This window comes from Streptomyces kunmingensis (assembly GCF_039533535.1).
In the GTDB taxonomy this organism is placed as follows: domain Bacteria; phylum Actinomycetota; class Actinomycetes; order Streptomycetales; family Streptomycetaceae; genus Streptomyces; species Streptomyces kunmingensis.
This window is the reverse complement of the sequence record NZ_BAAATS010000002.1, coordinates 1-25695: the sequence shown is the minus strand read 5'-3', so window position 1 is coordinate 25695 and position 25695 is coordinate 1. Positions and strand designations below refer to the sequence as shown.

The window sequence follows — 25695 nt, the reverse complement described above, 5'->3', positions numbered from 1 at the left end:
GCAGTGACCGCGCACCGGGACAAAACGCACAAGCGGGGACGGCGCCTGCGCTCTGTGTGCCGGTTCGCGTATGGTCACGCTCACCGAGGGGGTGTCTCGGAAGCCCCGCACAGCGCCCCCGCCCCGACACACCCGACGCTCCGAGGCGCTCCCGTGATCCGATTCGACAACGTCTCCAAGGTCTACCCCAAGCAGACCCGGCCCGCCCTCAGGGATGTCTCCCTGGAGGTCGAGCGTGGTGAGTTCGTCTTCCTGGTCGGCTCGTCCGGCTCCGGCAAATCGACGTTCCTGCGGCTGATCCTGCGCGAGGAGCGGTGCAGCCACGGCCAGGTGCACGTCCTCGGCAAGGACCTCGCCCGCGTCTCCAACTGGAAGGTCCCGCAGATCCGCCGCCAGCTCGGCACGGTCTTCCAGGACTTCCGCCTGCTGCCCAACAAGACCGTCGGCGAGAACGTCGCGTTCGCGCAGGAGGTCATCGGCAAGGGCCGCGGCGAGATCCGCAAGGCCGTACCGCAGGTCCTCGACCTGGTCGGCCTCGGCGGCAAGGAGGAGCGGATGCCGGGCGAGCTGTCCGGCGGTGAGCAGCAGCGCGTGGCCATCGCGCGCGCGTTCGTGAACCGGCCCAAGCTGCTGATCGCGGACGAGCCCACCGGCAACCTCGACCCGCAGACCTCGGTCGGCATCATGAAGCTGCTCGACCGCATCAACCGCACCGGCACCACTGTGGTGATGGCCACCCACGACCAGAACATCGTGGACCAGATGCGCAAGCGCGTCATCGAGCTGGAGAAGGGCCGTCTCGTCCGCGACCAGGCACGCGGCGTCTACGGCTACCAGCACTGAGAAAAACCGACGGTACCGAGGTACCGGACCGAGAAGTACCGAGAGAGAAGCTGCGAAAGGCTCAGTAAGCGTTATGCGTGCCCAATTCGTTCTGTCGGAGATCGGTGTCGGCCTCCGCCGCAATCTCACGATGACCTTCGCCGTCATCATCTCGGTGGCCCTTTCGCTCGCCCTGTTCGGCGGCTCGCTGCTCATGAGCGACCAGGTCAACCAGATGAAGGGTTTCTGGTACGACAAGGTCAACGTCTCGATCTTCCTGTGCAACAAGGGGGATTCCGAGTCCGACCCGAACTGTGCCAAGGGCCCGGTCACCGCGGAGCAGAAGAAGCAGATCCAGGACGACCTCGGCAAGATGGACGTCGTCCAGAAGGTCGCCTACGAGTCCCAGGACCAGGCGTACAAGCACTACAAGGAGCAGTTCGGCGACTCCCCGCTGGCCAGCTCCCTCACGCCGGACCAGTTGCAGGAGTCGTACCGGATCAAGCTGAAGGACCCGGAGAAGTACGAGGTCATCGCGACCGCGTTCAACGGGCGGCCCGGCGTGCAGTCCGTGCAGGACCAGAAGGGCGTGCTCGACAACCTCTTCCGGCTGCTCGGCTACCTCAACTACGCGGCCGGGGCAGTGATGCTCGTCATGCTCGTGGTGGCCCTGCTGCTGATCGTGAACACCGTGCGGGTGTCCGCGTTCAGCCGGCGCCGCGAGACCGGCATCATGCGCCTGGTCGGCGCCTCCGGCTTCTACATCCAGGCGCCGTTCATCATGGAGGCCGCGGTCGCCGGACTCATCGGCGGCGGCATCGCCTGCGTGTTCCTCGCCGCAGGTCAGTACTTCGTCATCGACAACGGAGTGGCGCTCTCCGACAAGCTCCAGCTCATCAACTTCATCGGCTGGGACGCGGTGCTCACCAAGCTGCCGCTCATCCTCGCCGTGAGCGTTCTGATGCCCGCGCTGGCCGCGTTCGTCGCGTTGCGCAAGTACCTGAAGGTGTGACGGAAGTCCCCAGCAACGCGGGGCGCCGAGCGGGTCAACCACCCGTACGGCGCCCCGCGTTGTCCTAGACTCACCGACATGTCAGGCCCGGATCTGCTCTCCGCGCTCGCCTCGCCCCGCCGCATCGGCCGCGGGGCAGCCCTGACATTGCTCTTCGCGAGCGTCCTCGCCGCCGGCACCGCGACCGGCTCCTGGCCGGACGACGGCCGGAAATCCGCCGCCGGGACGGCCGCCGCGCACGAGCGACCGCACGGGAAGCCGCTCAACGACCCGACCGAAGCGGCCGCGGAGGCGATGGAGGACGGCAAGTCCCCGACGCTGGCCGCCGAAGAGGCCGTCAGCCGCAGCGGCGACCGCTGGGGCGGCGTCTACTCGCAGGGCGAGTACGAGGAGTTCGAGCAGGCCCTGGACGGCGAGTACACCGGCGTCGGCCTGTGGGCACGGCGGGCCGCCGACGGCGACGTCCAGGTGACCCGGGTCCGCTCCCACTCGCCCGCGCAGCTCGCCGGCATCCGTGAGGGCGACCGCATCGCGGCCGTCGACGGCAGGCCGGTCACCGGCCGCCCCGTCACCGAGGTACTCGGCCTGCTGCGCGGCGAGCACGCCGGCACGTCCGTCCGCGTCGGCTTACAGCGCGGCACGCGCGCGTGGAGCGAGACGCTGCGCCGCGCCAATCTGTCGACGGACTCCGTCTCCACGACCCGCCTCGCCTCGGGTGCCCTGCTCGTGAAGGTCAGCGCCTTCACCAAGGGCTCCGGCGCACAGGTGCGCAATGCGGTGCGCGAGGCGCCCGCGCACGCCGGCATCATCTTCGATCTGCGGGGCAACTCCGGCGGTCTGGTCACCGAGGCGGTCAGCGCGGCCTCGGCGTTCCTGGACGGCGGCCTCGTGGCCACGTACGACGTCCGCGGCGAGCAGCGCGCCCTGCACGCCGAGCGCGGCGGTGACACCACCAGACCGGTGGTCGTGCTCGTCGACAGCGGGACGATGAGCGCGGCCGAACTGCTCACCGGCGCCCTCCAGGACCGCGGCCGCGCGGTCGTCGTGGGCACCAGAACCTTCGGCAAGGGCTCGGTCCAGATGCCGAGCCGGCTGCCCGACGGTTCCGTCGCGGAGCTGACCGTCGGGCACTACCGCACCCCCTCCGGCCGGGGCGTCGACAGCCGCGGCATCACCCCCGACCTGGAGGCCGACGACGACGCCCGGCAGCGGGCCGAGACAGTATTGAGTGGCCTCGGGTCCCCCTCGTAGTGCGAAAATGGCCAGCACTATGGCCAAGGGAATGTACGTACCGAAGGAGTCCCAGCCCAAGCAGGGCAAGGGGGACGCGTCCAGCAAGAAGGACGGCAAGCGCAAGATCGTCGCGCAGAACAAGAAGGCGCGGCACGACTACGCGCTCATCGACACCTACGAGGCGGGCATCGTGCTGTCCGGCACGGAGGTCAAGTCGCTGCGCCAGGGACGGACCTCCCTGGCCGACGCCTTCGTCCAGATCGACGGGGGCGAGGCGTGGCTGCACAATGCCCACATCCCCGAGTACAGCCAGGGCACGTGGACCAACCACGCCGTGCGCCGCAAGCGCAAGCTGCTCCTGCACCGCGACGAGATCGACAAGCTGGAGTCGAAGTCGCAGGAGTCAGGGCACACGATCGTGACCCTCGCGATCTACTTCAAGGACGGCCGCGCCAAGGCCGAGATCGCGCTCGCCAAGGGCAAGAAGGAGTACGACAAGCGGCAGACGCTGCGCGAGCAGCAGGACCGGCGGGACTCGGACCGCGCCATCGCGGCGGCGAAGCGGCGCCAGCGGGCGCAGGAGCGCTGACCGGGCCGTCGCGGCGGGCGCCGGGGAATACGCTGGCACCGACGTGCGTTGGTCACGTACGATGGCACTGTTCCTCACTGCAGGGACAGCGGACCGCAAGGTCCATCTTGAGCTGTATCTAATTGAATAGAGCCAACATGGGGATGATCGGTTTCGACAGCGGATGTCGAAGCAGGTGAAGCGTGTCGAGGAAGCGGCAATGATCTCGTTAACCATATGTCGCAACCAATAATCGCCAATTCCAAGAGCGATTCCCAGTCCTTCGCCCTCGCTGCCTAATAACAGCGACTGAAGGACCCTAAAAGGGTGTCAGCCCGGGAGTGTTCCCGACCCGGATCCTGGCATAATCTAGGGAACTAAACCATCGAGCCCGGTCGCGGGGTTCGATGGGAAATCAAACAGTGACTGGGCCCGTCGGCGACTTGTTCGCGTGATCGCCGGGGCCGAGAAAATCGCAGCGAACTGCACACGGAGAAGCCCTGCTGCTGCACCGTTGGACGCGGGTTCGATTCCCGCCATCTCCACTCATCCCATGCGATTCAGGCCCGGCTGTTCACACAGTCGGGCCTTTGTCGTTGTGTGGGCCCGCTACATGTCCGGTGTCGCGGGACGGTTCTACGGTCCCTGCTCATGACCTCCTCCCGCACCAGAACCAGAGCAGCCACCGTCCTGCTGGCCCTGCTGGCCTTCTTCCTGCCGACAGTGCCCCACGCCTCCGCCGCCCCGAGCGTCCAGGAAGTCACCGGCTTCGGGTCCAACCCCGGCGCCCTGAGGATGTTCCGCTACGTCCCCGACGGGCTGCCGAGCGGGCGGCCCGTCGTCGTCGCCCTGCACGGCTGTACGCAGAACGCCGCCGGGTACGGCACCGGCAGCGGCTGGACGACGCTCGCCGACCGGTGGGGGTTCTCCGTCGTGCTGCCGCAGCAGACCTCCGGCAACAACCTCAACTCCTGCCTCAACTGGTTCCAGAGCGGCGACATCGAGCGCGGCCGGGGCGAGGCCGCATCCGTGGCGCAGATGGTCGACAAGCAGGTCGCCGACGCGGGCGCGGACGCCTCCCGCGTGTACGTGACCGGGCTGAGTGCCGGTGGCGGAATGACGGCCGTGATGATGGCCGCGTACCCGGAGAAGTTCGCCGCCGGCGGTGTCGTCGCCGGGCTGCCCTACGGGTGTGCGCAGGCCGCCGGATCGCCGTACGTCTGCATGTACGTGGGAGCCACGCAGAGCGCGAAGCAGTGGGGCGACCGGGTGCGGGCCGCGCGGCCCGGGTACACCGGGCCCTGGCCGCGGCTGACCGTGTTCCAGGGCAGCGCCGACTACACCGTGAAGCCCGTCAACATGACGGACCTGATGAAGCAGTGGACCGACGTGCGGGGCGCCGACCAGGTCGCCGATGCGAGCGACACCGTCGGCGGCTTCCCGCACCAGGTCTTCCGAGACGCCTCCGGAGGCGTGGCCGTGGAGACGTACAGCATCACGGGGATGGGGCACGGGCAGCCCGTCGACCCCGGGAGCGGCGCCACGCAGTGCGGGAGCGCGGGCGCGTACATCCTTGATGTGAATGTGTGCGCCGCCTACGTCCTCGGCCACTCGTGGGGTCTTGGCTGAGCGTCGGACGTCCGGGATGCTCCTGTGGCATGAGTAGATCTGACGTACCGCGCGTCAACTCCCGCACCGGGTTCAGGAAATGGGTCTGGCCCGCCGTTCTCGGTGTGGCCGCCGCCACCCTCACGTGGGGTGCGCCCGCCGGGGCCGACTCCAGTCCCGGCGGGCTGTCCGAGGCGATCGACTCGATTCTCGGTGACCCACGGATGGAGGGCGGCGCGGCCAGTGTCGTCGTCGCGGACGCGGCGACCGGCGAGACCCTCTACCAGCACAACCAGACCGGGCGGCTCATGCCCGCCTCCAACACCAAGCTCGCCACGTCGGCCGCGGCCATGGAACTCCTCGGCCCGGATCACAGGTTCACCACCGACGTACTGGCCGCAGGCCGGGTGCGCGGCGGGGTGCTCGACGGCGATCTGTATCTGCGCGGGACCGGCGATCCGACGACCCTCGCCGCCGACTACGACAAGCTCGCCGCCGAGGTCGCCGCCGCCGGTGTGAAAAGGGTCGGCGGGCGGCTCGTCGCCGACGACACGCGCTTCGACGACCGCCGGCAGGGCGACACCTGGGGCGCCGACGACGAGTCCTCCTACTACGCCGCCCAGATCTCCGCGCTGAGCGTCGCACCGGACACCGACTACGACACCGGCACCGTCATCGTCGAGGTCGCACCGGGCAAGAAGGCGGGGGCCGGGCCCGTCGTCCGCGTGACGCCGAAGACGCACTACGTCCACCTCGACGTGCGGGCGAGCACCGTGGCCGCCGGCGGCGAGGACACCGTCGCCGTCGAACGGCAGCACGGCACCAACACCATCACCGTCAGCGGAACCGTGCCGCTGGGCGGGGACACCACCAAGGAATGGGTCACCGTCTGGGAGCCGACCGGCTACGCGGCCGCCGTCTTCCGCGACGCGCTCGCCGCGCACGGCGTGCGGGTCAGCGGCGCCACGAAGACGGGCCGTGCCACCCCGGCCGGCGCCAGGCAGCTCGCCTCGCACGACTCCATGGCGCTCAAGGACCTCCTCGTCCCCTTCATGAAGCTGTCCAACAACATGCACGCCGAGTCGCTCACCAAGGCCATGGGGCACAAGGCGACCGGCAGGCCGGGCAACTGGGGTGACGGGGTCGCCGCCATCGCCTCCTACCTGAAGGCCGCCGGGGTCGACACCGGGAAGATCCGGCAGGTCGACGGGTCGGGGCTGTCGCGCAAGGACAACTTCGCCGCACGGCAGATCGCCGACCTGCTGCTCTCCGTACGGCACGAGCCCTGGTACGCCGACTGGTACGCGTCGCTGCCGGTGGCCTGCGACCCGGACCCGTTCGTCGGCGGGACTCTGCGGACGCGGATGTGCGGCACTCCGGCGGCCCTCAACACCCATGCCAAGACCGGCTCGTTGACGGGGGCCAGCGCGCTGTCCGGATACGTGAAGGACGCCGACGGGCGCGAGCTGGTCTACAGCGTCGTCCAGAACAACTACCTCGTCGCCTCCGTGAAACCGCTGGAGGACGCGATCGTCGTGACCCTCGCGAAGTCCGGTGCCGAGGGGGAGACGGTGGCCGTCACACCGAAGTCCCTGCGAGCCGTACCCGCCGCGGAACGGGACGGGGACCTGGAGTGCTCGTGGCGCAAGCCGGCCAGGTGCTGAGCGCTCACGGCAGGGGATGCCCCGGCCGCCGCGCGTATCCGTAGAGCGACAGCAGCAGCGCTGTCGCCGCCGCGGTGACCGGCACCGCGTACGCCGCGGTGGGGCCCCAGTGCTCCACCGCGGCACCGCCCGTCGCCGAGCCGCACGCGATACCGCCGAGGAGCCCGGTCACCGCGAGCGTCATGCCCTCGTTCAACTGGCCCGCGGGGGTGCGCTGCTGGACCAGCGTCATGCCCGTCACCATCGTCGGCGCCGTCGCCATCCCGGCGATCAGGAGCGCCCCGCCGAGCGCGACGAGCGAACCGGTGAGGGCGGCGGCGAGCAGCGGCAGCGTCATCAGGACGGACATCGCCGCGACACACAGCGGGTGCCGCCGGTCGGCCGCGCCCGACGGTTTCGTCGCCCCGTAGACCAGGCCCGCCGCGCACGAACCCGCCGCCTGCAACGCCAGGATGCCGCCCGCCCACACCTTGTGGCCCTGCGCGTCCGCGAAGGCGACCGTGACGACCTCCAGGGAGCCGAAGATCGCGCCCATGGCGAGGAACGCGATCAGCAGCGGCGGCATGCCACGCGCGCGTAGCGGCGTTTTCGTCGCCTCTGTACGCGCGTGGGGCGGGGGTTCCGTGGCGCGTTGCGCGGCGAAGATCAGCACGCCCGTCACCATGAGTACGACGCTGACCAGCGTGCCCGCTTCCGGGAACAGCGATCCGCACAAGAAGGCGGCCACCACCGGGCCGAGCATGTAGCAGAGCTCGTCCGCCGCCTGCTCGAAGGAGTTCGCGGTGTGCAGGGCGTCCGCGTCGCCCTTGAGGAGATGCGCCCAGCGGGCCCGGGACATGCCACCCGTGTTGGGCGTGGCCGCCGACGCCAGGTACGCGGCGAACAGGGTCCAGTTCGGTGCCCCGAAGTGCACGCACAGCAGCAGGGCGAGCGAACCGCACGCGGAGATCACCGTGGCCGGGACGGCGACACGTGCCTGCCCGTACCGGTCGACGAGCCGGGCCGTCCAGGGGCCGACGACCGCGTTGGCGACCAGGCCCGTCGCGGTGACGGCGCCCGCGAGCGCGTACGACCCCCGCGTGCCGGAGATCATGATGACCGCGCTGATGCTGAACATCCCCTGCGGGAAGCGGGCTATCAGGTTGCCGAGGGTGAAGGCGCGCGCCCCGGGGAGGGTGAACAGCCGGGCGTAGGTGGTCTTCTGTGGGGCGTCGCCGGAGGGCGGCGGTGGGGCGGTGCTCGGGGCAGTGCTGGGGGTGGTGAGCGTGTCTGGGGGCGTGGCCGCGCTAGAGGCCGGTGTCGGGGTCACGTCAGGCATACGGAGAGCGTCGCCGCAGGTCACCCACGCGGTCCAACACCTACTCGGTGCCGATTCACGCACTGGTGTTGTAAGTTCCCCCGATGGCGCCCCCCTCTGCGACCCCCTCTCCCGGCCCTCGTAGCGTCGAGCCGCGTCTGCTGCGCGCCTTCCTCGCCGTCGCCGACGAACTGCACTTCACGCGCGCCGCCGCCCGGCTCTACGTCGCCCAGCAGGCGCTCAGCCGGGACATCCGGCGCCTGGAACGGGAGCTGGGCGCCGAACTGTTCGGCCGCACCACGCGGCAGGTCACGCTCACCGCGGACGGCGCGCGGCTGCTGCCGTACGCGCGGCGCGCGATCGAGGCGCAGGACGAGCTGCTCGCCGCGTTCACCCGGCCCACCCCCGAGGCCCGGCCGCTGCTCGTCGACGTCAACAGCCCCGGCCTCGTGCACGAGCGCGTCCTGGCGCGGGCCCGCGAACTCGCCCCGGACTGCGAACTGATGGCCCGCTACGAGAGCGGCCTGACCCACGCCGCCGCCGAACTCCTCGCGGGGCGGATCGACGCCTCCTTCGGCAGGTTCGCGGGGCTCGACCCGGCCGTGCGGGAGCGGCTCGCCCAGCAGCCCATGCGGTACGAGCCGATGGCGGTCGTGCTGCCCGAGGAGCATCCGCTGGCCGGGCTCGACGCCGTACCCCTGGACCGGCTCGCGGGGGAGACGATCTACGCGGGCGCGGGCAATCCGCGGACCCCCGAATGGACCGACCTGGCCCGGCGGTTGTTCGCCGGGCGGGGCATCGGGATCGCACCGCCCGCGCCGCTCGCCATCGGCGAGGAGGAGTTCCGGAGAATCATGGCGAAGTACCGTAATCCGGTCCTCGCGGGTGTCGATTTCCCGGCCATGTCCGGCTCGGTTCTGCGCCCGCTCGTCGACCCCGTACCTCTGTCACCCGTGTCACTGGTGTGGCTAAAGGGGCGCAAACATCCAGGAATTGCTGCACTGAGAACCGCGGCGGCTCAGCTCGCCGAGGAGAACGGATGGCTCCGCCGTCCCTCGAACGGGTGGATTCCGGCCACGGACGCACTCATCATGATGAGCCGCGATTGACTGCTGCACATGAGCGTCACTGGCGTGCGCTACATTCAGGGTCCGGGTGCAGTGTGATAAGGGGGGCGCTCGGATCGGGTGGGGGCCCGGTCCGGCCGACGAGTCTCCTCGTAGTCGCGCGCGCACTCATGAACGTGTCCTTGGGGGGATGTGCGTACGGTGGAGAACTGGCGAGAAGATGCCCGGTCCGGGCATACCCATGATCCGAACGAGGTAACCGTCCAACTGGACGGAGCAGGCCGCCTGTTGAGCGGACTGCTCGCCGGAGCAGGTGCGTCGGCCGAGCCGGCGGCGCCGGGCGGCGGCAAGGAAGTACCCGTCTTCGTCGACGACTCGGGGCGGCGCGGCCGCACCTTCCGACGGGCCGGCGTGCTGGTGGGCGTCGCCTGCGCGGTGTACGCGGTCGTCATCGTGATCACGATGCTCTCGGGGAACTCGAGCGCGCCCTGGCTGCCCATGCCCGACACACCGGCGGGGCAGGTCGACACCAAACCGCTGGTGCCCGCAGACTCCGCGCCGCCGTCCACCGCGCCGGGCGGCGCACCGGACCCGAGCGCCATCAACACCGCGCCCGGCAGCGGCGCGACCCCGGGCGGGAGCGGGGCGCCCGCCCCGGGCACCAGCGCGGACGACAGCCGGCCCGGCGAGGACGCCGGTACCGGCACCGGCAGCGCCGCGCCCGACATTCCCGGCGCGGACAGGCCGACGACGCCCGCCGACCCGTCCACGCCGGGGAGCAACACGAAGCCGGCCGACCCACCGGCCGACCCGCCCGCCGGCACCACCTCGCCGCCGGCCGACCCGTCCGGCGTCCCGTCCACCGACCCCGTGGGCGGCGACACCGACGTCACCGCCGCCGGCGCCGCGTCGAGAAAGCCCGTCGAGCCGCTCCTCGGCGGCACCGTCACGTCCCTGAAGAACCTGGCGCCCTTCCAGGGCGTCACGTCCCTGGAGAACCTGGCGTCCTTTCAAGGCGTCACGTCCCTGGAAAACCTGGCGCCCTTCCAAGACGTCACGTCCCTGAGCAACCTCGCGCCCCTCCAAGGCGGCGCGTTCCCGCAGAACCTCGCGTCTCTGACAAGCGTCGCGTCCCCGGAAAGCAGCGTCCTGTAAATGTCCGACCGCTCACGTCCCCGGCGGCCCCGCACCCGCAGGCGACGCCTTCCCCTGCGTTATCTGCTGCCCTCGCTGCTCCTCGTGGCGGTGATGGTGATGCTCATGCTGCGCGGCTACGTCCACAGCGAGATCCTCGCCGACCACCGCGTCCGGCCCGAGGCGGGCACCCGCCACGTCCCCGACAAGATCCTCGACGGCGGCCCCGTCATCGACACCCGGGGCGGCCGGGAGAGCAGCCACTCCGTCGACCGGCACAACCTCGTCCTCACCTTCGACGACGGGCCCGACCCGGAGTGGACCCCCAAGGTCCTCGACGTCCTGAAGAAGCACCACGCGCACGCCGTCTTCTTCGTCACCGGCACCATGGCCTCGCGCCACCCGGGCCTGGTGCGGCGCATGGTCGCCGAGGGCCACGAGGTGGGCCTGCACACCTTCAACCACCCCGACCTCTCGTACCAGTCGACGAAGCGCATCGACTGGGAGCTGTCGCAGAGCCAGCTGGCGCTCGAAGGCGCGGCGGGCGTCCGCACCTCCCTGTTCCGGCCGCCCTACTCCTCGTTCGCCGACGCCATGGACGACGCGTCGTGGCCGGTGACCAAGTACATCGGTTCGCGCGGCTACATCACGGTCGTCAACAACACCGACAGCGAGGACTGGAAGCGGCCCGGCGTCGACGAGATCATCCGCCGCGCCACGCCGCACGACGGCAAGGGCGCCATCGTCCTGATGCACGACTCCGGCGGCAACCGCGCACAGACGGTCGCCGCGCTCGACCGCTTCCTGCCGACGCTCCAAGGCGACGGATACAAGTTCAGGAACCTCACCGAGGCCCTCGGCACGCCCAGCGCGCACACGCCCGTGAGCGGTCTCGAACTGTGGAAGGGCCGCGCGTGGGTCTACGCCGTCCAGGCCTCGGAGAACATCACGAGCGTCATGGTCGCCGGACTCGCCGTCATCGGCGTCCTCGTCATGGGCCGCTTCGGCCTCATGCTGCTGCTCTCCGCGCTGCACGCCCGCCGGGTCCGGCGCCGCGACTTCGCCTGGGGCCCGCCCGTCACGGAACCGGTGACGGTGCTCGTACCGGCGTACAACGAAGCCAAGTGCATCGAGAACACCGTCCGTTCCCTGATGGCGAGCGAGCACCCCGTCGAGGTGATAGTCATCGACGACGGCTCCACCGACGGCACGGCCCGCATCGTGGAGAACCTGCGGCTGCCGAACGTCCGGGTCGTGCGCCAGCACAACGCGGGCAAACCGGCCGCACTCAACAGAGGCCTGGCCAACGCCCGGTACGACCTCGTCGTGATGATGGACGGTGACACCGTCTTCGAGCCGGCGACCGTGCGCGAGCTGGTCCAGCCGTTCGGCGACCCGCGCGTGGGCGCCGTCGCGGGCAACGCGAAGGTGGGCAACAGGGACTCGCTGATCGGCGCCTGGCAGCACATCGAGTACGTGATGGGCTTCAACCTCGACCGCCGCATGTACGACGTCCTGCGCTGCATGCCGACGATCCCGGGGGCCGTGGGCGCCTTCCGCCGCTCGGCGCTCGAACCCTTCGGCGGCATGAGCGACGACACGCTCGCCGAGGACACCGACGTCACCATGGCGCTGCACCGCGCCGGCTGGCGCGTGGTCTACGCGGAGAAGGCCCGCGCGTGGACCGAGGCCCCCGAATCCGTGCAGCAGCTCTGGTCACAGCGCTACCGCTGGTCGTACGGAACCATGCAGGCCATCTGGAAGCACCGCCGCGCCGTGATCGAGCGCGGCCCGTCCGGCCGCTTCGGCCGCGTCGGACTGCCCCTGGTCAGCCTCTTCATGGTCCTGGCCCCGCTCCTGGCGCCCCTGATCGACGTCTTCCTGCTGTACGGGGTGGTGTTCGGCCCCACCGAGAAGACGGTGGTGGCCTGGCTCGGCGTGCTCGCCATCCAGGCGGTCTGCGCGGCGTACGCCTTCCGGCTCGACAAGGAGCGCATGACGCACCTCATCTCCCTCCCGCTCCAGCAGATCCTCTACCGGCAGCTCATGTACGTCGTTCTGCTCCAGTCCTGGATCACCGCCCTCACCGGCGGCCGGTTGCGCTGGCAGAAGCTGCGCCGCACGGGCGCGCTGGGCTCCGCCCCGGGCGGCCTGCCGCAGCAGCGCGCCGCCTCGGTCACCGGCGACGACAGGAGGCCGGTAGCATGACGCAGCCCTACGAAGAGAACAAGGCCGCCCGGACCGACAGCGCCTCGTGGCCGGCCGCGCCCACCGGGCCGGGGACGTCGGCCTGGCCCCGGGCCCAGACGTCCACGCAGGCCGCCGCCTGGGTCACCGAGGTCCCGCACCGGACGGAGAGCCTGCCCCAGGTGCCGCCGACAGCAGCACCCGCACCGGAGCAAGAGCAGGAGCAGAAGCAAGCCCCGGCCGCCGCGCCCCGGAAGCCGGGCCGGGACCGCTACCTCGACCTGCTGCGTTCCCTCGCGCTCTTCCGCGTCGTCCTCTACCACCTCTTCGGGTGGGCCTGGCTGAGCGTGGTGTTCCCGTCCATGGGCGTGATGTTCGCGCTCGCCGGGTCGCTGATGGCCCGCTCCCTCAGCCGCCCCGCCCTCGGCGTGATCCGCGCGCGCGTGCGGCGACTGCTGCCACCGCTCTGGGCGTTCAGCGCGCTCGCGCTGCCCCTGCTGCTGATCGGCGGCTGGAATCCCGGCAAGGACCCCGACAGCGGGGGCCTGTGGGGCTGGCTCAGCATCGTCGACTACGTCATCCCCATCGGCGCCCCCTCCTTCCCCTGGGAGATCGCGAACCCGCCGGGCTTCCTGGAGAGCAGCTGGGCCGAGCAGGGCATCGGCCCGCTCTGGTACCTGCGCGCCTACCTCTGGTTCGTCATCGCCTCGCCGCTGCTCCTGTGGGCGTTCCGCAAGGTGCCATGGGCGACGCTGCTGGCGCCGCTCGCCCTCACCGCCGTCGTCGGCACGGGCCTGGTCGAGATTCCGGGCCGGGCCGGTGACACGATCACCGACTTCGCCATCTTCGGCAGTTGCTGGATCCTCGGCTTCGCCCACCATGACGGTGTGCTCGCCAGGGTGCCCCGCTACCTGGCGGTGTCGGGCGCCGCGCTCGTCATGGCCTTCGGCCTGTGGTGGGCCTCGGGGCATCTGGCCGAGGGCGGCTGGGACCTGAACGAGATCCCGATGGCGCAGGCCGCGTGGTCCCTCGGGTTCGTCGTCATCCTGCTCCAGTACGCGCCTTCCTGGCAGGAGCTGCCGGGGCGCCTGGCCCGCTGGGACAGGCCGATCACGCTGGCCAACAACCGGGCCGTCACGATCTACCTCTGGCACAACCTGCTGATCATGGCGACGTTCCCGGTCGTCGACTGGGTCTATTCGCTTCCGTTCATGAACGAAGGGCTGAGCTCCGCCCTCGACACGACCTACGAGTTCTGGACGTTCGTCCTCGTGTTTCCGCTGATCGCGCTCGCGATCGTGTGCGTGGGCTGGATCGAGGACCTTGCCGCCAAGCGCCCGCTGCGGCTGTGGCCGGACGGCGGGAAGAAGAAGAGACAGCGGCGCCACTGAGACCCTGGCTCCTGGTGCGGGTGGGGCTTGTGCCCGGAGGCCCCCTCCGGGTTGACTTGTGTGAACTGTGCGGTGTGGGCCGCATGGTGGGCATGAGCAGCCACGGGGACCACGGGGACGGGGACAGTCATGACGCAGCCGCCGCAGGACGGCCAGGGATACGGATACGGCGGACCGCCGCAGCAACCGCAGCAACCCCAACAACCGCCGCAGCAACCGCAGCCGCAGCAGCCTCAACAGCAGCCGCCCGCCGGGCCCTACGGAGCACCGGGCCCCTACGGCACCCCGCAGCAGCCCCAGGGCCCGTACGGCACCGACAACCCGTACGCGAGCGCGCCCACCACACCGCAGCCCGCCTACGGGCAGCAGCCGCCCCCGCCCGCCTACGGGCAGCAGCCGCCTCCACCCGCCTACGGGCAGCAGCCGCCTCCACCCGCCTACGGGCAGCAGCCGCCCCCGCCCGCCTACGGGCAGCAGCCCGGATACGGACAGTCGCAGCAGCAATACGGGCAATTCCCGCCGCCGCAGGGCCCGTTCCCGCCCCAGCCCGGCCAGGGCCCCGGTGGCGGTGGCAAGAAGCGGGCCGTGCTGATCGCCGTCGCGGTCGTGGTCGTCGCCGCGCTCGCCGGCGGCGGCATCCTGCTGGCCACCAGTGGTGACAACGGCGGCGACGAGCCGGCCGCCAAGCAGAGCAGCATCGTCGCCACGGGAAGCGTCGGCGGGGACCCGAGCGAGTCGGAGCTTCCGAGCCCCGTACTGCCCCCGACCGACGCCCCGACCGACGACCCCTACGGCGACGAGCCCAGCGACGACCCGGGCGCCGACGACGAGCCCGCCGAGCGCCCGGCCGGTTCGACCGGCTACCAGGGGCAGTGGCAGAACGAGGAGGCGCAGACCCTCACCGTCGGCGCCAAGATCGCGTCGGGCAGCGCCAAGGGCAAGTACAGCGTCTCCTACATCGACTCGGCCGGTAAGGGCATCTGCAGCGGCATCGGCCAGACGCAGAACGGGACGGGCTTCCGGATCGCCGTGTCCTGCGTCGGCCAGGACACCGGCGACGAGGTGTTCGCCGCGAACCTCACCCAGGCCTCCGACGTCGTCACCCTCAAATGGGACAAGGGCGGTTCGGTGAAGCTGCCCTGGTCCGGCGAGGGCTCCACCTGATCCCGCCCGATCCCGCCTGATCCTCTGCTTGGTCCCTCCCGACCGGCGCCGAGCCTCACCGCTCGCCGCCGGGCCGGGTGAGAGCAACGTTCCCCAAGGGTCATCGCCCGCCACAGCCCGGAAATCCGGCCTCCCTACCGTCGGTCGCAGCAAGCACGAACCGCGACCCTGGAGGCGTGAATGGCAGGCCGGAGCCGGACCCGTGAGTGGGTGGAGCGGTGGGACCCCGAGGACGAGACGTTCTGGGAGGAGACGGGCGCCAAGGTCGCCCGGCGCAATCTCGTCTTCTCCATCCTCTCCGAACACATCGGGTTCTCCGTCTGGACCCTGTGGTCGGTCATGGTCCTGTTCATGGGGCCCGAATACGGCATCGACCCGGCGGGGAAGTTCTTCCTCGTCTCGATGGCCACGCTCGTCGGCGCCTTCGCCCGCGTGCCCTACACCTTCGCCGTCGCCGTGTTCGGCGGCCGCAACTGGACGGTCATCGCGGCGAGCATGCTGCTCGTGCCGACGGTCGTCGCGTTCGTTGTGATGGAGCCGGGTACCTCGTACAGCACGTTCATGGTGTGCGCGGCGCTCACCGGCGTAGGCGGCGGCAACTTCGCCTCCTCCATGACGAACATCAACTCCTTCTTCCCGATGCGGAAGAAGGGATGGGCGCTCGGCCTGAACGCGGGTGGCGGCAACATCGGCGTCCCCGTCATCCAGCTCGTCGCCCTCGCCGTCATCGGCCTGAGCGGCGGCCCGCGCGTCCTGCTGGGCATCTACATCCCGCTGATCCTCGTCTCGGCGCTCTGCGCGGCCCTGTTCATGGACAACCTGGCGTCGGTGAAGAACGACACCGGCGCCGCCTGGGACGCGGCCAAGGACGCCCACACCTGGATCATGGCGTTCCTCTACGTCGGCACGTTCGGCTCGTTCATCGGCTACTCGTTCGCGTTCGGACTCGTCCTGCAGACCCAGTTCGGGCGTACGCCGCTCCAGGCGGCCGGGGTCACCTTCATCGGGCCGCTGCTCGGCTCCCTGATCAGGCCGGTCGGCGGGCGGCTCGCGGACCGGTTCGGCGGGGCGCGCATCACGCTGTGGAACTTCGTGGCGATGGCCGCCGCGACGGCCGTCGTGATCCTTGCGTCGGTCCGCGCATCCCTGGCCCTGTTCACCGTCGCGTTCATCGTCGTGTTCGTCCTGAGCGGGCTCGGCAACGGGTCCACGTACAAGATGATCCCCGGCATCTTCCTGGCCAAGGCGCGGGGCCTCGGGCTCACGGGCGAGGAGGCGGCCGCGTACGGGCGTCGTCTCTCGGGCGCCTCCATGGGGCTGATCGGCGCGGTCGGGGCGCTCGGCGGACTCGGCATCAACCTCGCGTTCCGCCAGTCCTTCCAGAGCGCGGGCACCGGCACCGGGGCCTTCGTCTCCTTCCTCGCCTTCTACGCGGTGTGCTTCGCGGTGACCTGGGCCGTATACCTTCGCCGGACGGCCGCGCGTACCGTGGCCGCACCGAGCGCCGAGGCAAAGCCGCAGCTCAGCTACGTCGAGGTGTAACACGTACGCAATCATGCTGATCCGGGCCTGTCACGCTGTGTTGACAGGCTCGGACCTCGGCATGACAGCGGAGCAGCGCGACAGCAGAGGCGAAGAGCAGCACAGCAGTGCACGGGACGACCGTCGAGCGGGACGAGAACCAGATGTACGACGAACAGCAGGCCCCCGGGACCGCGCAGCCGCACGGCCCGCTCGCGGGTTTCACCGTGGGCGTGACCGCCGCGCGCCGCGCCGACGAGCTCGGCGCGCTGCTCAAGCGCCGCGGTGCCACCGTGCTGCACGCGCCGGCGCTGCGGATCGTGCCGCTCTCCGACGACAGCGAACTCCTGTCCGCGACCAAGGAGCTGATCGACCACGGCCCCGACATCGTGGTCGCGACGACCGCCATCGGGTTCCGCGGCTGGGTCGAGGCGGCCGATGGCTGGGGCCTGGGGGAGGACCTCATCGCCCGGCTGCGCGGGGTCGAGGTCCTCGCGCGCGGCCCGAAGGTGAAGGGGGCGATCCGTGCGGCGGGGCTGACGGAGGAGTGGTCGCCGTCGTCGGAGTCGATGGCCGAGGTCCTCGAGCGGCTGCTCGCCGAGGGCGTCCAGGGCCGGCGGGTCGCGGTCCAGCTGCACGGCGAACCGCTGCCCGGTTTCGTGGAGGCGCTGCGGGAGGCCGGCGCCGAGGTGGTGGGCGTGCCGGTGTACCGGTGGATGCCGCCGGAGGACATCGGGCCGGTGGACCGGCTCCTGGACGCGACGGTGACGCGGGGCGTGGACGCGCTGACCTTCACCTCGGCGCCGGCGGCCGCGTCGCTGCTGAACCGGGCCGAGGAGCGTGGCCTGCTGCCGGAGCTGCTGGCCGCGATGCGGCACGACGTGGTCCCGGCGTGCGTGGGCCCGGTGACGGCGCTGCCGCTCCAGGCGCGCGGCGTGGACACGGTGCAGCCGGAGCGCTTCCGGCTCGGCCCGCTCGTTCAGCTGCTCTGCCGCGAACTGCCGTCCCGCGCGCGGACGTTGCCGGTCGCGGGGCACAGCGTGGAGATCCGCGGGCACGCGACCCTGGTCGACGGGGAGCTGCGCCCGGTACCACCGGCCGGCATGTCGCTGCTGCGGGCGCTGGCCCGGCGACCTGGCTGGGTGGTGTCCCGCGCGGACCTGCTGCGCGCGCTGCCGGGCGCGGGCAGCGACGAGCACGCGGTCGAGACGGCGATGGCCCGGCTCAGGTCGGCGCTAGGGACACCGAAGCTGATCCAGACGGTGGTGAAGCGCGGGTACCGGCTGGCCCTTGACCCGGCATCGGCGGACGCGAAGTACGCGGACGAGTGAGGACGCGGACCAGTGGGGACGCGCCCGCGGTCCGCCCCGAACCACCCATGGTCATGCGCGTTCGGGCCCCGCGTACCGTACGAGCATGTTGATCACCCCCGACATCGATCTGCGCCTCGCCGTCCGCGCCGACGCCCAGGCCCTGGCCGAGGCCCAGCTGCGTAACCGGGAGCACCTGGGGCCGACCGAGCCCCACCGGGAGCCGGAGTTCTACACCGCCGCGGGCCAGGCCGAGCGGCTGGACCAGCCGAACAGCGCGACGTGGCTGCTGTTCGACGGGGAGCGGGTCGTGGGCCGCCTCATGCTCACCGGCATCACCCTCGGCCCCCTGTGCAGCGCCAACCTCGGCTACTGGGTCGACGGCGACTACGCGGGCCGCGGCCTGGTCACCGCCGCCGTCGAGGAGGTCTGCCGCGCCGCCCGCGACGACCTCGGCCTGCACCGCGTCGAGGCGGGCGCCCTCACGGACAACAAGGCGTCGCAGCGTGTGCTCACCAAGTGCGGCTTCGTCGAGTACGGGACGGCCCCCGCCTTCCTGCACATCGCGGGGGAGTGGCGCGACCACGTCCTCTTCCAGCGGCTGCTGCACGACGGCCCGCCCGCGCACCTCTCCCAGTAAGGCCGCGTCACCGGGGGTTCCGGCGGCGCTCCGGGGCGGGCACTGTAGAGGACATGGCAGCAGTACTCACAGGGCCCTCCCACCCCCCTCTCCACGAGTTGCGGTTCGACTCCGGACGCCTCTGCCTGGATCTGGTCGCCACCGCACACCCCGACGAACGTCTGGCCTCCACGGACCGGCTGTGCGCCTGGCTCGTCGGCGCCGGCCTCGTCCCCGACGCCGCCGCGCTGCCCGCGTGCACCGCGGCCTGGCTCGCCGCCTTCCGTGAACTGCGGGGCCACATCGGCCGGTTGGTCCGCGGCGAGCTGGCCGGCCGCCCCGCGCCCGCCGCCCTCGAACGCGTCAACCTGATCGCCCGTGCCGCCCCGCCCGCCCCCCGCGCCGTCCGCACCGCCGACGGCACCCTCGTCCGGGCGCTGCACGACGAGCCCGGCTGCCCGGCTTTGCTCGCGGCCGTCGCCCGGGACGTCGTCGACCTGCTCACGGACCCCGCCGCCCGGGGCTGTCTGCGCCAGTGCGAGGGCGACAACTGCCCGATCATCTACCTCGACACGTCCCGTGGGCGCAGACGCCGCTGGTGCTCCAGCGAGGTGTGCGGCAACAGGGAGCGGGTGGCCCGGCACCGCCGCCGGGCGGCCCTCGCCCGGGCCTGAACCGGAAACACGCTCGAACTCCCGTTGAACAGAGGCCTGTTCGCGTACGTATCCCACCCGTGAGCCCAGCCGAAGAAGAGACGGCCGGATCGTCGAACTGGGGACACCGGAGGTAGGCGTGCGCAAGGATTCCGCCGTGGCCGATGAACGCCCACCCCGGGCCCGACATCGCGCGCCCCGGCCGCCGGAGCCGGACGAGGAGCTGATGCGCGCGCTCTACGCGGAGCACGCGCGGCCGCTGCTCGCCTATGTGCTGCGGCTGGTCGCGGGGGACCGGCAGCGCGCCGAGGATGTCGTGCAGGAGACGCTCATCCGTGCCTGGAAGAACGCCGGTCAGCTCAACCGGGCGACCGGCTCGGTACGCCCCTGGCTGGTGACGGTCGCCCGACGGATCGTCATCGACGGCCACCGCAGCCGGCAGGCCCGGCCACAGGAGGTCGACGCGTCGCCGCTGGAGGTCATCCCCGCGGAGGACGAGATCGACAAGGCGCTGTGGCTGATGACACTCTCCGATGCCCTGGAGGACCTGACCCCCGCACACCGGGAAGTGCTCGTGGAGACGTACTTCAAAGGGCGTACGGTCAATGAGGCGGCCGAGACACTCGGTATCCCCAGCGGCACGGTGCGCTCCCGCGTGTTCTACGCACTGCGTTCCATGAAGCTGGCGCTGGAGGAGCGGGGGGTGACGGCATGACGTCGGCGTACGGGGCGTACGGACCGTCCGGTCACGAACCGGCGGGTGACGTGCACGAGACGGTCGGCGCCTACGCGCTGGGGATCCTCGACGACGCCGAAGCGAGCGCGTTCGAGGCCCACTTGGCGACGTGCGAGGGGTGCGCGGCGCAGCTGGAGGAGTTCGCCGGGATGGAGCCGATGCTGGCGGCCCTCGCGGACCTGCCGGCCGCCCGCGACGTGCCCACGGTGCGGCACATCGGGGAGTCCCTCGCGGCCACGCCCAGTCCGCGGCTCGCGGAGTCCCTGGTCGACGAGGTCGCGCGCAGGCGCGGACGCAAGCGGCGCCGGGGCCTGTACCTGGTGGCGGCCGCGGCGGCCCTGATCATCGGCGGCCCGCTCACCGTCATGGCGGCCACCGACGACGGCGGCACCGGCAGCGTCGCGGAGCCGCACCCCACGAGCCCCGCCGAGGACGCCTTCTTCCACCACATGGACGAGAAGGTGAAGGCCACCGACGCGACGACGAAGGTCAGCGCGACCATCGGCATGGAGAAGAAGGCCTGGGGCACCCACACCGTCCTCCAGCTGAAGAACGTCAAGGGCCCGCTGAAGTGCTCACTCGTCGCGGTCGGCAAGAACGGCGAGCGCGAGACGGTCACCACGTGGGCCGTCCCGAAGTGGGGCTACGGCATCGAGTCCAGCCCGCACGAGAGCGCCAAATACCCGCTGTACGTGCACGGAGGGGCCGCCTTCGACCGGAACCAGATCGACCACTTCGAGGTGGAGACCCTCGACGGGAAGCGGCTCGTGGAGGTGAACGCGTGACCTCCCGGTGAGCCGAGCGTCGTGGACGTAGCCGCCGGGGCCCCCTGTCGCGTACCTTTGACGGCTGCCCAGCACGTCAGAAGGGGGCCCGGTGGCCGCTCAGGCTCAGCAGGATCCAGCGGTGGACTCGGATACGGACTCCGTTCGTGACCGCGAGATCGGCGTCGAACAGGAACACCTCGACGCCGTCTACCGCCGCTTGGAAGAGAAGATCCACGAGGCGGAGTTCCTGATGGACGACGCCGCCAAGCGCGGGCAGGTCGGCACGCCCGGCGCGCTCGCCGAGCGGGACGCCCAGGTCTTCCGCGCGGGCGTCCACCTCAGCCGGCTCAACAACGAGTTCGAGGACTTCCTCTTCGGCCGTATCGACCTGCTCCAGGGCAAGGACGGCAAGAAGGGCCCGGACGGCGCCTACACGGCGATCGAACCGGCCGACGGCGCGGTGCGCCCGGACAACACCGCGGACATCGCCGAGACCCTGCACATCGGGCGGATCGGTGTCCTGGACGCGGACTACTCGCCGCTGGTCATCGACTGGCGGGCGCCGGCCGCCGCGCCGTTCTACCGCTCCACGCCGGTCGACCCGGGCCGCGTCGTGCGCCGCCGCGTCATCCGCTCCAAGGGCCGCAAGGTGCTCGGCGTCGAGGACGACCTGATGCGCCCCGAGCTGACCGCCCACCTGGACGGCGCGCGGCTCCCGGCCGTCGGCGACGGCGCCCTGATGGCCGCGCTCGGCCAGGCCCGCAGCCACTCGATGCGCGACATCGTCGCCTCCATCCAGGCCGAGCAGGACCAGGTGATCCGGGCGCCCGCCGCGTCCGTCACGTACGTCGAGGGCGGCCCCGGCACGGGTAAGACGGCGGTGGCGCTGCACCGCGCGGCCTACCTCCTCTACCAGGACCGCCGCCGGTACGCGGGCGGCATCCTGATCGTCTCGCCCACCCCGCTGCTCGTCGCCTACACCGAGGGCGTCCTTCCCTCGCTCGGCGAGGAGGGCCAGGTCGCGATCCGCGCGGTCGGCTCCCTGGTCGACGGGGCCGAGGCGAGCGAGTACGACAGCCCGGCCGTGGCCCGCGTCAAGGGCTCCTCGCGGATGCTGAAGGTGCTGCGCAAGGCGGCCCGCGGCGCACTGGAGTCGGGCCGCCCGGCCCCGGCGCCCGCCGAGCAGCAGCAGCTCGCCTTCGGCGAGGAGCCGGACGAGGAGGTCCAGGCCCCCGCCGGTACGCCCACCCGCCTGCGCGTCGTCGCCTTCGGCCGCCGCCTGGAGCTGGACGCCGGCCGGCTGAACCGCATCCGCCACGCCGCCCTCAGCGGCACGGCGCCCGTCAACCACCTGCGCCCGCGCGCCCGCAAGCTGCTGCTCGACGCCCTGTGGGAGCAGTCGGGCGCGGGCGGCCGGCACACGGACCCCGAGCTCGCCGCCGAGCTGCGCTCCTCCTTCGACGAGGACATCACGACCGAGGACGACTTCCTGCGCTTCCTGGACGCCTGGTGGCCGGAACTGACCCCCCGTGCCGTCCTGTCCGCGATGTCCGACGAGCGGCGCCTGGGCCGCTGGGCCCGCCGCATCCTCAACCCCGGTGAGGTCCGCAAGGTCGCCCGGTCCCTGCGCCGCGAGGCCCTCTCGGTGCACGACGTGGCCATGCTCGACGAGCTGACCGCCATCCTCGGCGCCCCGGCCCGCCCGAAGAAGAGGCGCGAGTACGACCCGCTGGACCAGCTCACGGGCCTGGAGGAGCTGATGCCGGGGCGGGAGGAGACCCAGCGCGAGCGCGCCGAGCGCCTGGCCCAGGAGCGGACCGAGTACGCGCACGTCATCGTCGACGAGGCGCAGGACCTCACGCCGATGCAGTGGCGCATGGTCGGCCGCCGCGGCCGGCACGCCACCTGGACCGTGGTCGGCGACCCGGCCCAGTCGTCCTGGTCCGACCCGGACGAGGCGGCCGCGGCCCGCGACGAGGCGCTGGGCTCGCGCCCGCGCCGCCGCTTCACCCTGACCGTGAACTACCGCAACCCGTCCGAGATCGCGGAGCTGGCCGCCAAGGTCCTGGCGCTCGCGATGCCGGGCTCGGACTCCCCGTCCGCGGTCCGCTCCACCGGCGTCGAGCCGCGCTTCAGCGTCGTACGGGACCGCCTGGGCTCCACCGTCCGGGAGGAGGCCGCGCGGCTGCTCGACCGGGTCGACGGCACGGTCGGCGTCGTCGTGGCGATGAACCGCCGCGCGGAGGCGGCCCGCTGGCTAGACGGGCTCGGCGAGCGCGTGGTCGCGCTCGGCTCGCTGGAGGCCAAGGGCCTGGAGTACGACGCCACGGTGGTGGTCTCCCCGGCGGAGATCGCCGACGAGTCCCCGGCGGGCCTGCGGGTCCTGTACGTGGCCCTGACCCGGGCCACGCAGCAGCTCACCGTGGTCTCCGCCGAGCGCGACGAACCCGACGCGAACGGGGTGCCCGACCTGCTGCGCGACTGACCTCGACGGACCCTTGTGCCCGCAGGCGCAGCGGGGGTCTGGGGTGTTCCCGGAGAATGCAGTACCGTTGATGACGGCACCGGCCCGATCCAAGCCCCCGGGCCCAACCTTCGTCCCTCAGAGGGACCACTTGCCGCGAGGCGAGCATGGCGGGTCGGTGTCATGAACGTAGAGAGAGGCTCACGTCACCCAGTGACGTGAGCCTCTTCTCGTTCCTGGAGCCTCTTCCTGTTCATTCTCCGCCACTTCTCGTATGGTGGAAACAAGTTTCCAAAAGCTTGGTGAACGTAACGTTCACAATCCGATGCGGCTACCACGTACTCGGCGGTAGGTGCGACCATCGGACGGCAACAGCTACACGGTGAAAGCAGAGGAAGTCGGCCATGGCAACGGCGCCCAGCGTCTCCTACTCGATGACGGTCCGGTTGGAGGTGCCCGCGAGCGGTACGGCAGTCTCGCAGCTCACCACTGCCGTGGAGTCCTCCGGCGGCTCGGTGACCGGCCTCGACGTCACCGCCTCCGGCCACGAGAAGCTCCGGATCGACGTCACGATCGCGGCCAGCTCGACGTCCCACGCGGACGAGATCGTCGAAGAGCTCCGCAAGATCGAGGGCGTGACGCTCGGGAAGGTCTCCGACCGTACGTTCCTGATGCACCTCGGCGGCAAGATCGAGATGCAGTCCAAGCACCCCATCCGCAACCGTGACGACCTCTCCATGGTCTACACGCCGGGTGTCGCCCGCGTCTGCATGGCGATCGCGGAGAACCCCGAGGACGCCCGGCGCCTGACCATCAAGCGCAACACCGTTGCGGTCGTGACGGACGGCTCCGCGGTGCTCGGCCTCGGCAACATCGGCCCGATGGCCGCCATGCCGGTCATGGAGGGCAAGGCCGCCCTCTTCAAGCGCTTCGCCGACATCGACGCCTGGCCGATCTGCCTGGACACCCAGGACACCGACGCCATCGTCGAGATCGTCAAGGCGATCGCCCCGGGCTTCGCCGGCATCAACCTCGAGGACATCTCCGCGCCCCGCTGCTTCGAGATCGAGGCCCGGCTGCGCGAGGCCCTGGACATCCCCGTCTTCCACGACGACCAGCACGGCACCGCCATCGTGGTCCTCGCCGCCCTGACGAACGCGCTGCGCGTCGCGGGCAAGGGCATGGGCGACATCCGCGTCGTCATGTCCGGCGCGGGCGCGGCCGGCACCGCCATCCTCAAGCTGCTCCTGGCGGCGGGTGTGAAGAACGCGGTGGTGGCCGACATCCACGGCGTCGTGCACGCCGACCGTGAGGACCTCGTGAAGGCCGACAGCGACTCGCCGCTGCGCTGGATCGCCGACAACACCAACCCCGAGGGCCTGACCGGCACGCTCAAGGAAGCGGTTGCGGGCGCGGACGTCTTCATCGGCGTCTCCGCGCCGAACGTGCTGAACGGCGAGGATGTCGCGGCCATGGCCGAGCGCGCCATCGTGTTCGCGCTCGCGAACCCGGACCCGGAGGTCGACCCGGCGATCGCCCGTGAGACGGCGGCGGTCGTGGCCACGGGCCGCTCCGACTTCCCGAACCAGATCAACAACGTCCTGGTCTTCCCCGGCGTCTTCCGCGGCCTGCTCGACGCCCAGTCGCGTACGGTCAACACGGAGATGATGCTGGCGGCCGCCACGGCCCTGGCCGACGTGGTGAGCGAGGACGAGCTCAACCCGAACTACATCATCCCCAGCGTCTTCAACGACAAGGTCGCGGGTGCCGTCGCCGGTGCCGTGCGCGACGCCGCGAAGGCCGCCGGGGTGGTTGTGACAGGCACCACGAGCGCCTGAGGACCGGCGCGTCGCGGAATGCAGGGCCCGGCGGGGCCTTTAGGGTGGCCGGGAAGCAGGCCCCCGTCCCGCCCCCGGACCCTGGGCGGTAAGGCTTTCCGTGTGACCCCCACGGGTGCCGGATTGGCTTTACCGCCGCTGGTGGGGGCAGGATGCTCCCCCAAGGACTGCGTCCAGGGGGCGCCCCCCACAGGGCGCCGGGGTCCGGAGAACGGACCCGGGTCCTGGGCCTGACCGAGACCCTGGCAGCATCGGCTTCGCTGTTGCCCAACATGCGGCCCAGCCGTATGGCACGCCTAACGGCAAGAAGAACACGGGAGTACAAACATGAACCGCAGTGAGCTGGTGGCCGCGCTGGCCGACCGCGCCGAGGTGACTCGCAAGGACGCCGACGCCGTGCTGGCCGCTTTCGCCGAGACCGTCGGCGAGATCGTTGCCAAGGGCGACGAGAAGGTCACCATCCCCGGCTTCCTGACCTTCGAGCGCACCCACCGTGCCGCTCGCACCGCTCGTAACCCGCAGACCGGCGAGCCGATCAACATCCCGGCCGGTTACAGCGTGAAGGTCTCCGCGGGCTCGAAGCTCAAGGAAGCCGCCAAGGGCAAGTAAACCTTCGGCCTTTTTCGGCGGGCGGGCATCC

21 protein-coding genes and 1 other RNA gene are annotated in these 25695 nt (G+C 71.2%); 21 read left to right on the top strand and 1 reads right to left on the bottom strand.

Going from position 1 to position 25695, the window contains the following annotated elements; translation table 11 throughout:
- Window positions 1–153 precede the first annotated feature (153 nt).
- The 7 genes from ftsE to dacB all read left to right on the top strand — a co-directional run bounded on the left by ftsE (window position 154) and on the right by dacB (window position 6907).
- On the top strand, window positions 154–843 hold the full coding sequence (gene ftsE, locus ABD366_RS02180; RefSeq protein WP_324767349.1) for a cell division ATP-binding protein FtsE: 690 nt from the start codon (window positions 154–156) through the stop codon (window positions 841–843).
- A 73-nt stretch (window positions 844–916) separates the two neighbouring features.
- A complete protein-coding gene (gene ftsX / locus ABD366_RS02175) occupies window positions 917–1834 on the top strand; it encodes a permease-like cell division protein FtsX (RefSeq protein ID WP_324767350.1) in 918 nt (305 codons plus the stop codon).
- A 78-nt stretch (window positions 1835–1912) separates the two neighbouring features.
- Window positions 1913–3085, top strand: a complete 1173-nt coding sequence (locus tag ABD366_RS02170) for a S41 family peptidase (RefSeq protein WP_324767352.1) — start codon at window positions 1913–1915, stop codon at window positions 3083–3085.
- Between the two features lie 19 nt (window positions 3086–3104).
- A complete protein-coding gene (gene smpB, locus ABD366_RS02165) occupies window positions 3105–3656 on the top strand; it encodes an SsrA-binding protein SmpB (protein ID WP_324767367.1) in 552 nt (183 codons plus the stop codon).
- Between the two features lie 139 nt (window positions 3657–3795).
- Window positions 3796–4183: a transfer-messenger RNA gene (ssrA, locus tag ABD366_RS02160) on the top strand.
- 103 nt (window positions 4184–4286) lie between these two features.
- Window positions 4287–5264 carry an extracellular catalytic domain type 1 short-chain-length polyhydroxyalkanoate depolymerase gene (locus ABD366_RS02155; protein ID WP_324767353.1) on the top strand — a complete coding sequence of 326 codons (978 nt, stop codon included), beginning with the start codon at window positions 4287–4289 and terminating at the stop codon, window positions 5262–5264.
- Between the two features lie 29 nt (window positions 5265–5293).
- Window positions 5294–6907, top strand: a complete 1614-nt coding sequence (gene dacB / locus ABD366_RS02150) for a D-alanyl-D-alanine carboxypeptidase/D-alanyl-D-alanine endopeptidase (protein ID WP_324767355.1) — start codon at window positions 5294–5296, stop codon at window positions 6905–6907.
- Window positions 6908–6911: 4 nt separating this feature from the next.
- Here dacB and ABD366_RS02145 read toward each other — a convergent pair whose 3' ends face one another.
- Entirely contained in the window at window positions 6912–8225 is a 1314-nt protein-coding gene (locus ABD366_RS02145; protein ID WP_324767356.1) for an MFS transporter, read from the bottom strand.
- 83 nt (window positions 8226–8308) lie between these two features.
- On the opposite strand from ABD366_RS02145, the gene ABD366_RS02140 reads away from it, so the two are divergent.
- From ABD366_RS02140 to ABD366_RS02075, 14 genes are all read left to right on the top strand, one after another.
- Window positions 8309–9313 carry a LysR family transcriptional regulator gene (locus ABD366_RS02140; RefSeq protein WP_324767357.1) on the top strand — a complete coding sequence of 335 codons (1005 nt, stop codon included), beginning with the start codon at window positions 8309–8311 and terminating at the stop codon, window positions 9311–9313.
- Between the two features lie 246 nt (window positions 9314–9559).
- A complete protein-coding gene (locus ABD366_RS02135) occupies window positions 9560–10426 on the top strand; it encodes a hypothetical protein (RefSeq protein ID WP_324767358.1) in 867 nt (288 codons plus the stop codon).
- On the top strand, window positions 10427–12613 hold the full coding sequence (locus ABD366_RS02130) for a bifunctional polysaccharide deacetylase/glycosyltransferase family 2 protein (RefSeq protein WP_324767359.1): 2187 nt from the start codon (window positions 10427–10429) through the stop codon (window positions 12611–12613).
- A complete protein-coding gene (locus ABD366_RS02125; RefSeq protein ID WP_324767360.1) occupies window positions 12610–13983 on the top strand; it encodes an acyltransferase family protein in 1374 nt (457 codons plus the stop codon). Before ABD366_RS02130 ends, ABD366_RS02125 begins: the two co-directional genes overlap by 4 nt.
- A 129-nt stretch (window positions 13984–14112) precedes the next feature.
- Window positions 14113–15147: a hypothetical protein gene (locus ABD366_RS02120; protein WP_324767362.1), complete on the top strand. Its 1035-nt coding sequence runs from the start codon at window positions 14113–14115 to the stop codon at window positions 15145–15147.
- 180 nt (window positions 15148–15327) lie between these two features.
- Window positions 15328–16689, top strand: a complete 1362-nt coding sequence (locus tag ABD366_RS02115; protein WP_324767364.1) for a nitrate/nitrite transporter — start codon at window positions 15328–15330, stop codon at window positions 16687–16689.
- Window positions 16690–16832: 143 nt separating this feature from the next.
- On the top strand, window positions 16833–17999 hold the full coding sequence (locus ABD366_RS02110) for a uroporphyrinogen-III synthase (protein WP_324767368.1): 1167 nt from the start codon (window positions 16833–16835) through the stop codon (window positions 17997–17999).
- A gap of 85 nt (window positions 18000–18084) precedes the next feature.
- The gene (locus tag ABD366_RS02105; protein WP_324767365.1) at window positions 18085–18618 is read left to right on the top strand and encodes a GNAT family N-acetyltransferase; all 534 of its coding nucleotides are present in this window, start codon (window positions 18085–18087) and stop codon (window positions 18616–18618) included.
- A gap of 53 nt (window positions 18619–18671) precedes the next feature.
- On the top strand, window positions 18672–19271 hold the full coding sequence (locus ABD366_RS02100; protein WP_344440961.1) for a CGNR zinc finger domain-containing protein: 600 nt from the start codon (window positions 18672–18674) through the stop codon (window positions 19269–19271).
- A gap of 118 nt (window positions 19272–19389) precedes the next feature.
- A complete protein-coding gene (locus ABD366_RS02095; RefSeq protein WP_324774160.1) occupies window positions 19390–19965 on the top strand; it encodes a sigma-70 family RNA polymerase sigma factor in 576 nt (191 codons plus the stop codon).
- On the top strand, window positions 19962–20771 hold the full coding sequence (locus ABD366_RS02090) for an anti-sigma factor family protein (RefSeq protein ID WP_324774158.1): 810 nt from the start codon (window positions 19962–19964) through the stop codon (window positions 20769–20771). Before ABD366_RS02095 ends, ABD366_RS02090 begins: the two co-directional genes overlap by 4 nt.
- Before the next feature lie 91 nt (window positions 20772–20862).
- Window positions 20863–23238: a HelD family protein gene (locus ABD366_RS02085; protein ID WP_324774156.1), complete on the top strand. Its 2376-nt coding sequence runs from the start codon at window positions 20863–20865 to the stop codon at window positions 23236–23238.
- A gap of 383 nt (window positions 23239–23621) precedes the next feature.
- Window positions 23622–25055, top strand: a complete 1434-nt coding sequence (locus ABD366_RS02080; RefSeq protein WP_324774154.1) for an NAD-dependent malic enzyme — start codon at window positions 23622–23624, stop codon at window positions 25053–25055.
- A 327-nt stretch (window positions 25056–25382) separates the two neighbouring features.
- Window positions 25383–25664 (top strand): HU family DNA-binding protein, encoded by a 282-nt coding sequence (locus tag ABD366_RS02075; protein ID WP_016645140.1) that lies wholly within the window; start codon window positions 25383–25385, stop codon window positions 25662–25664.
- Window positions 25665–25695 lie beyond the last annotated feature (31 nt).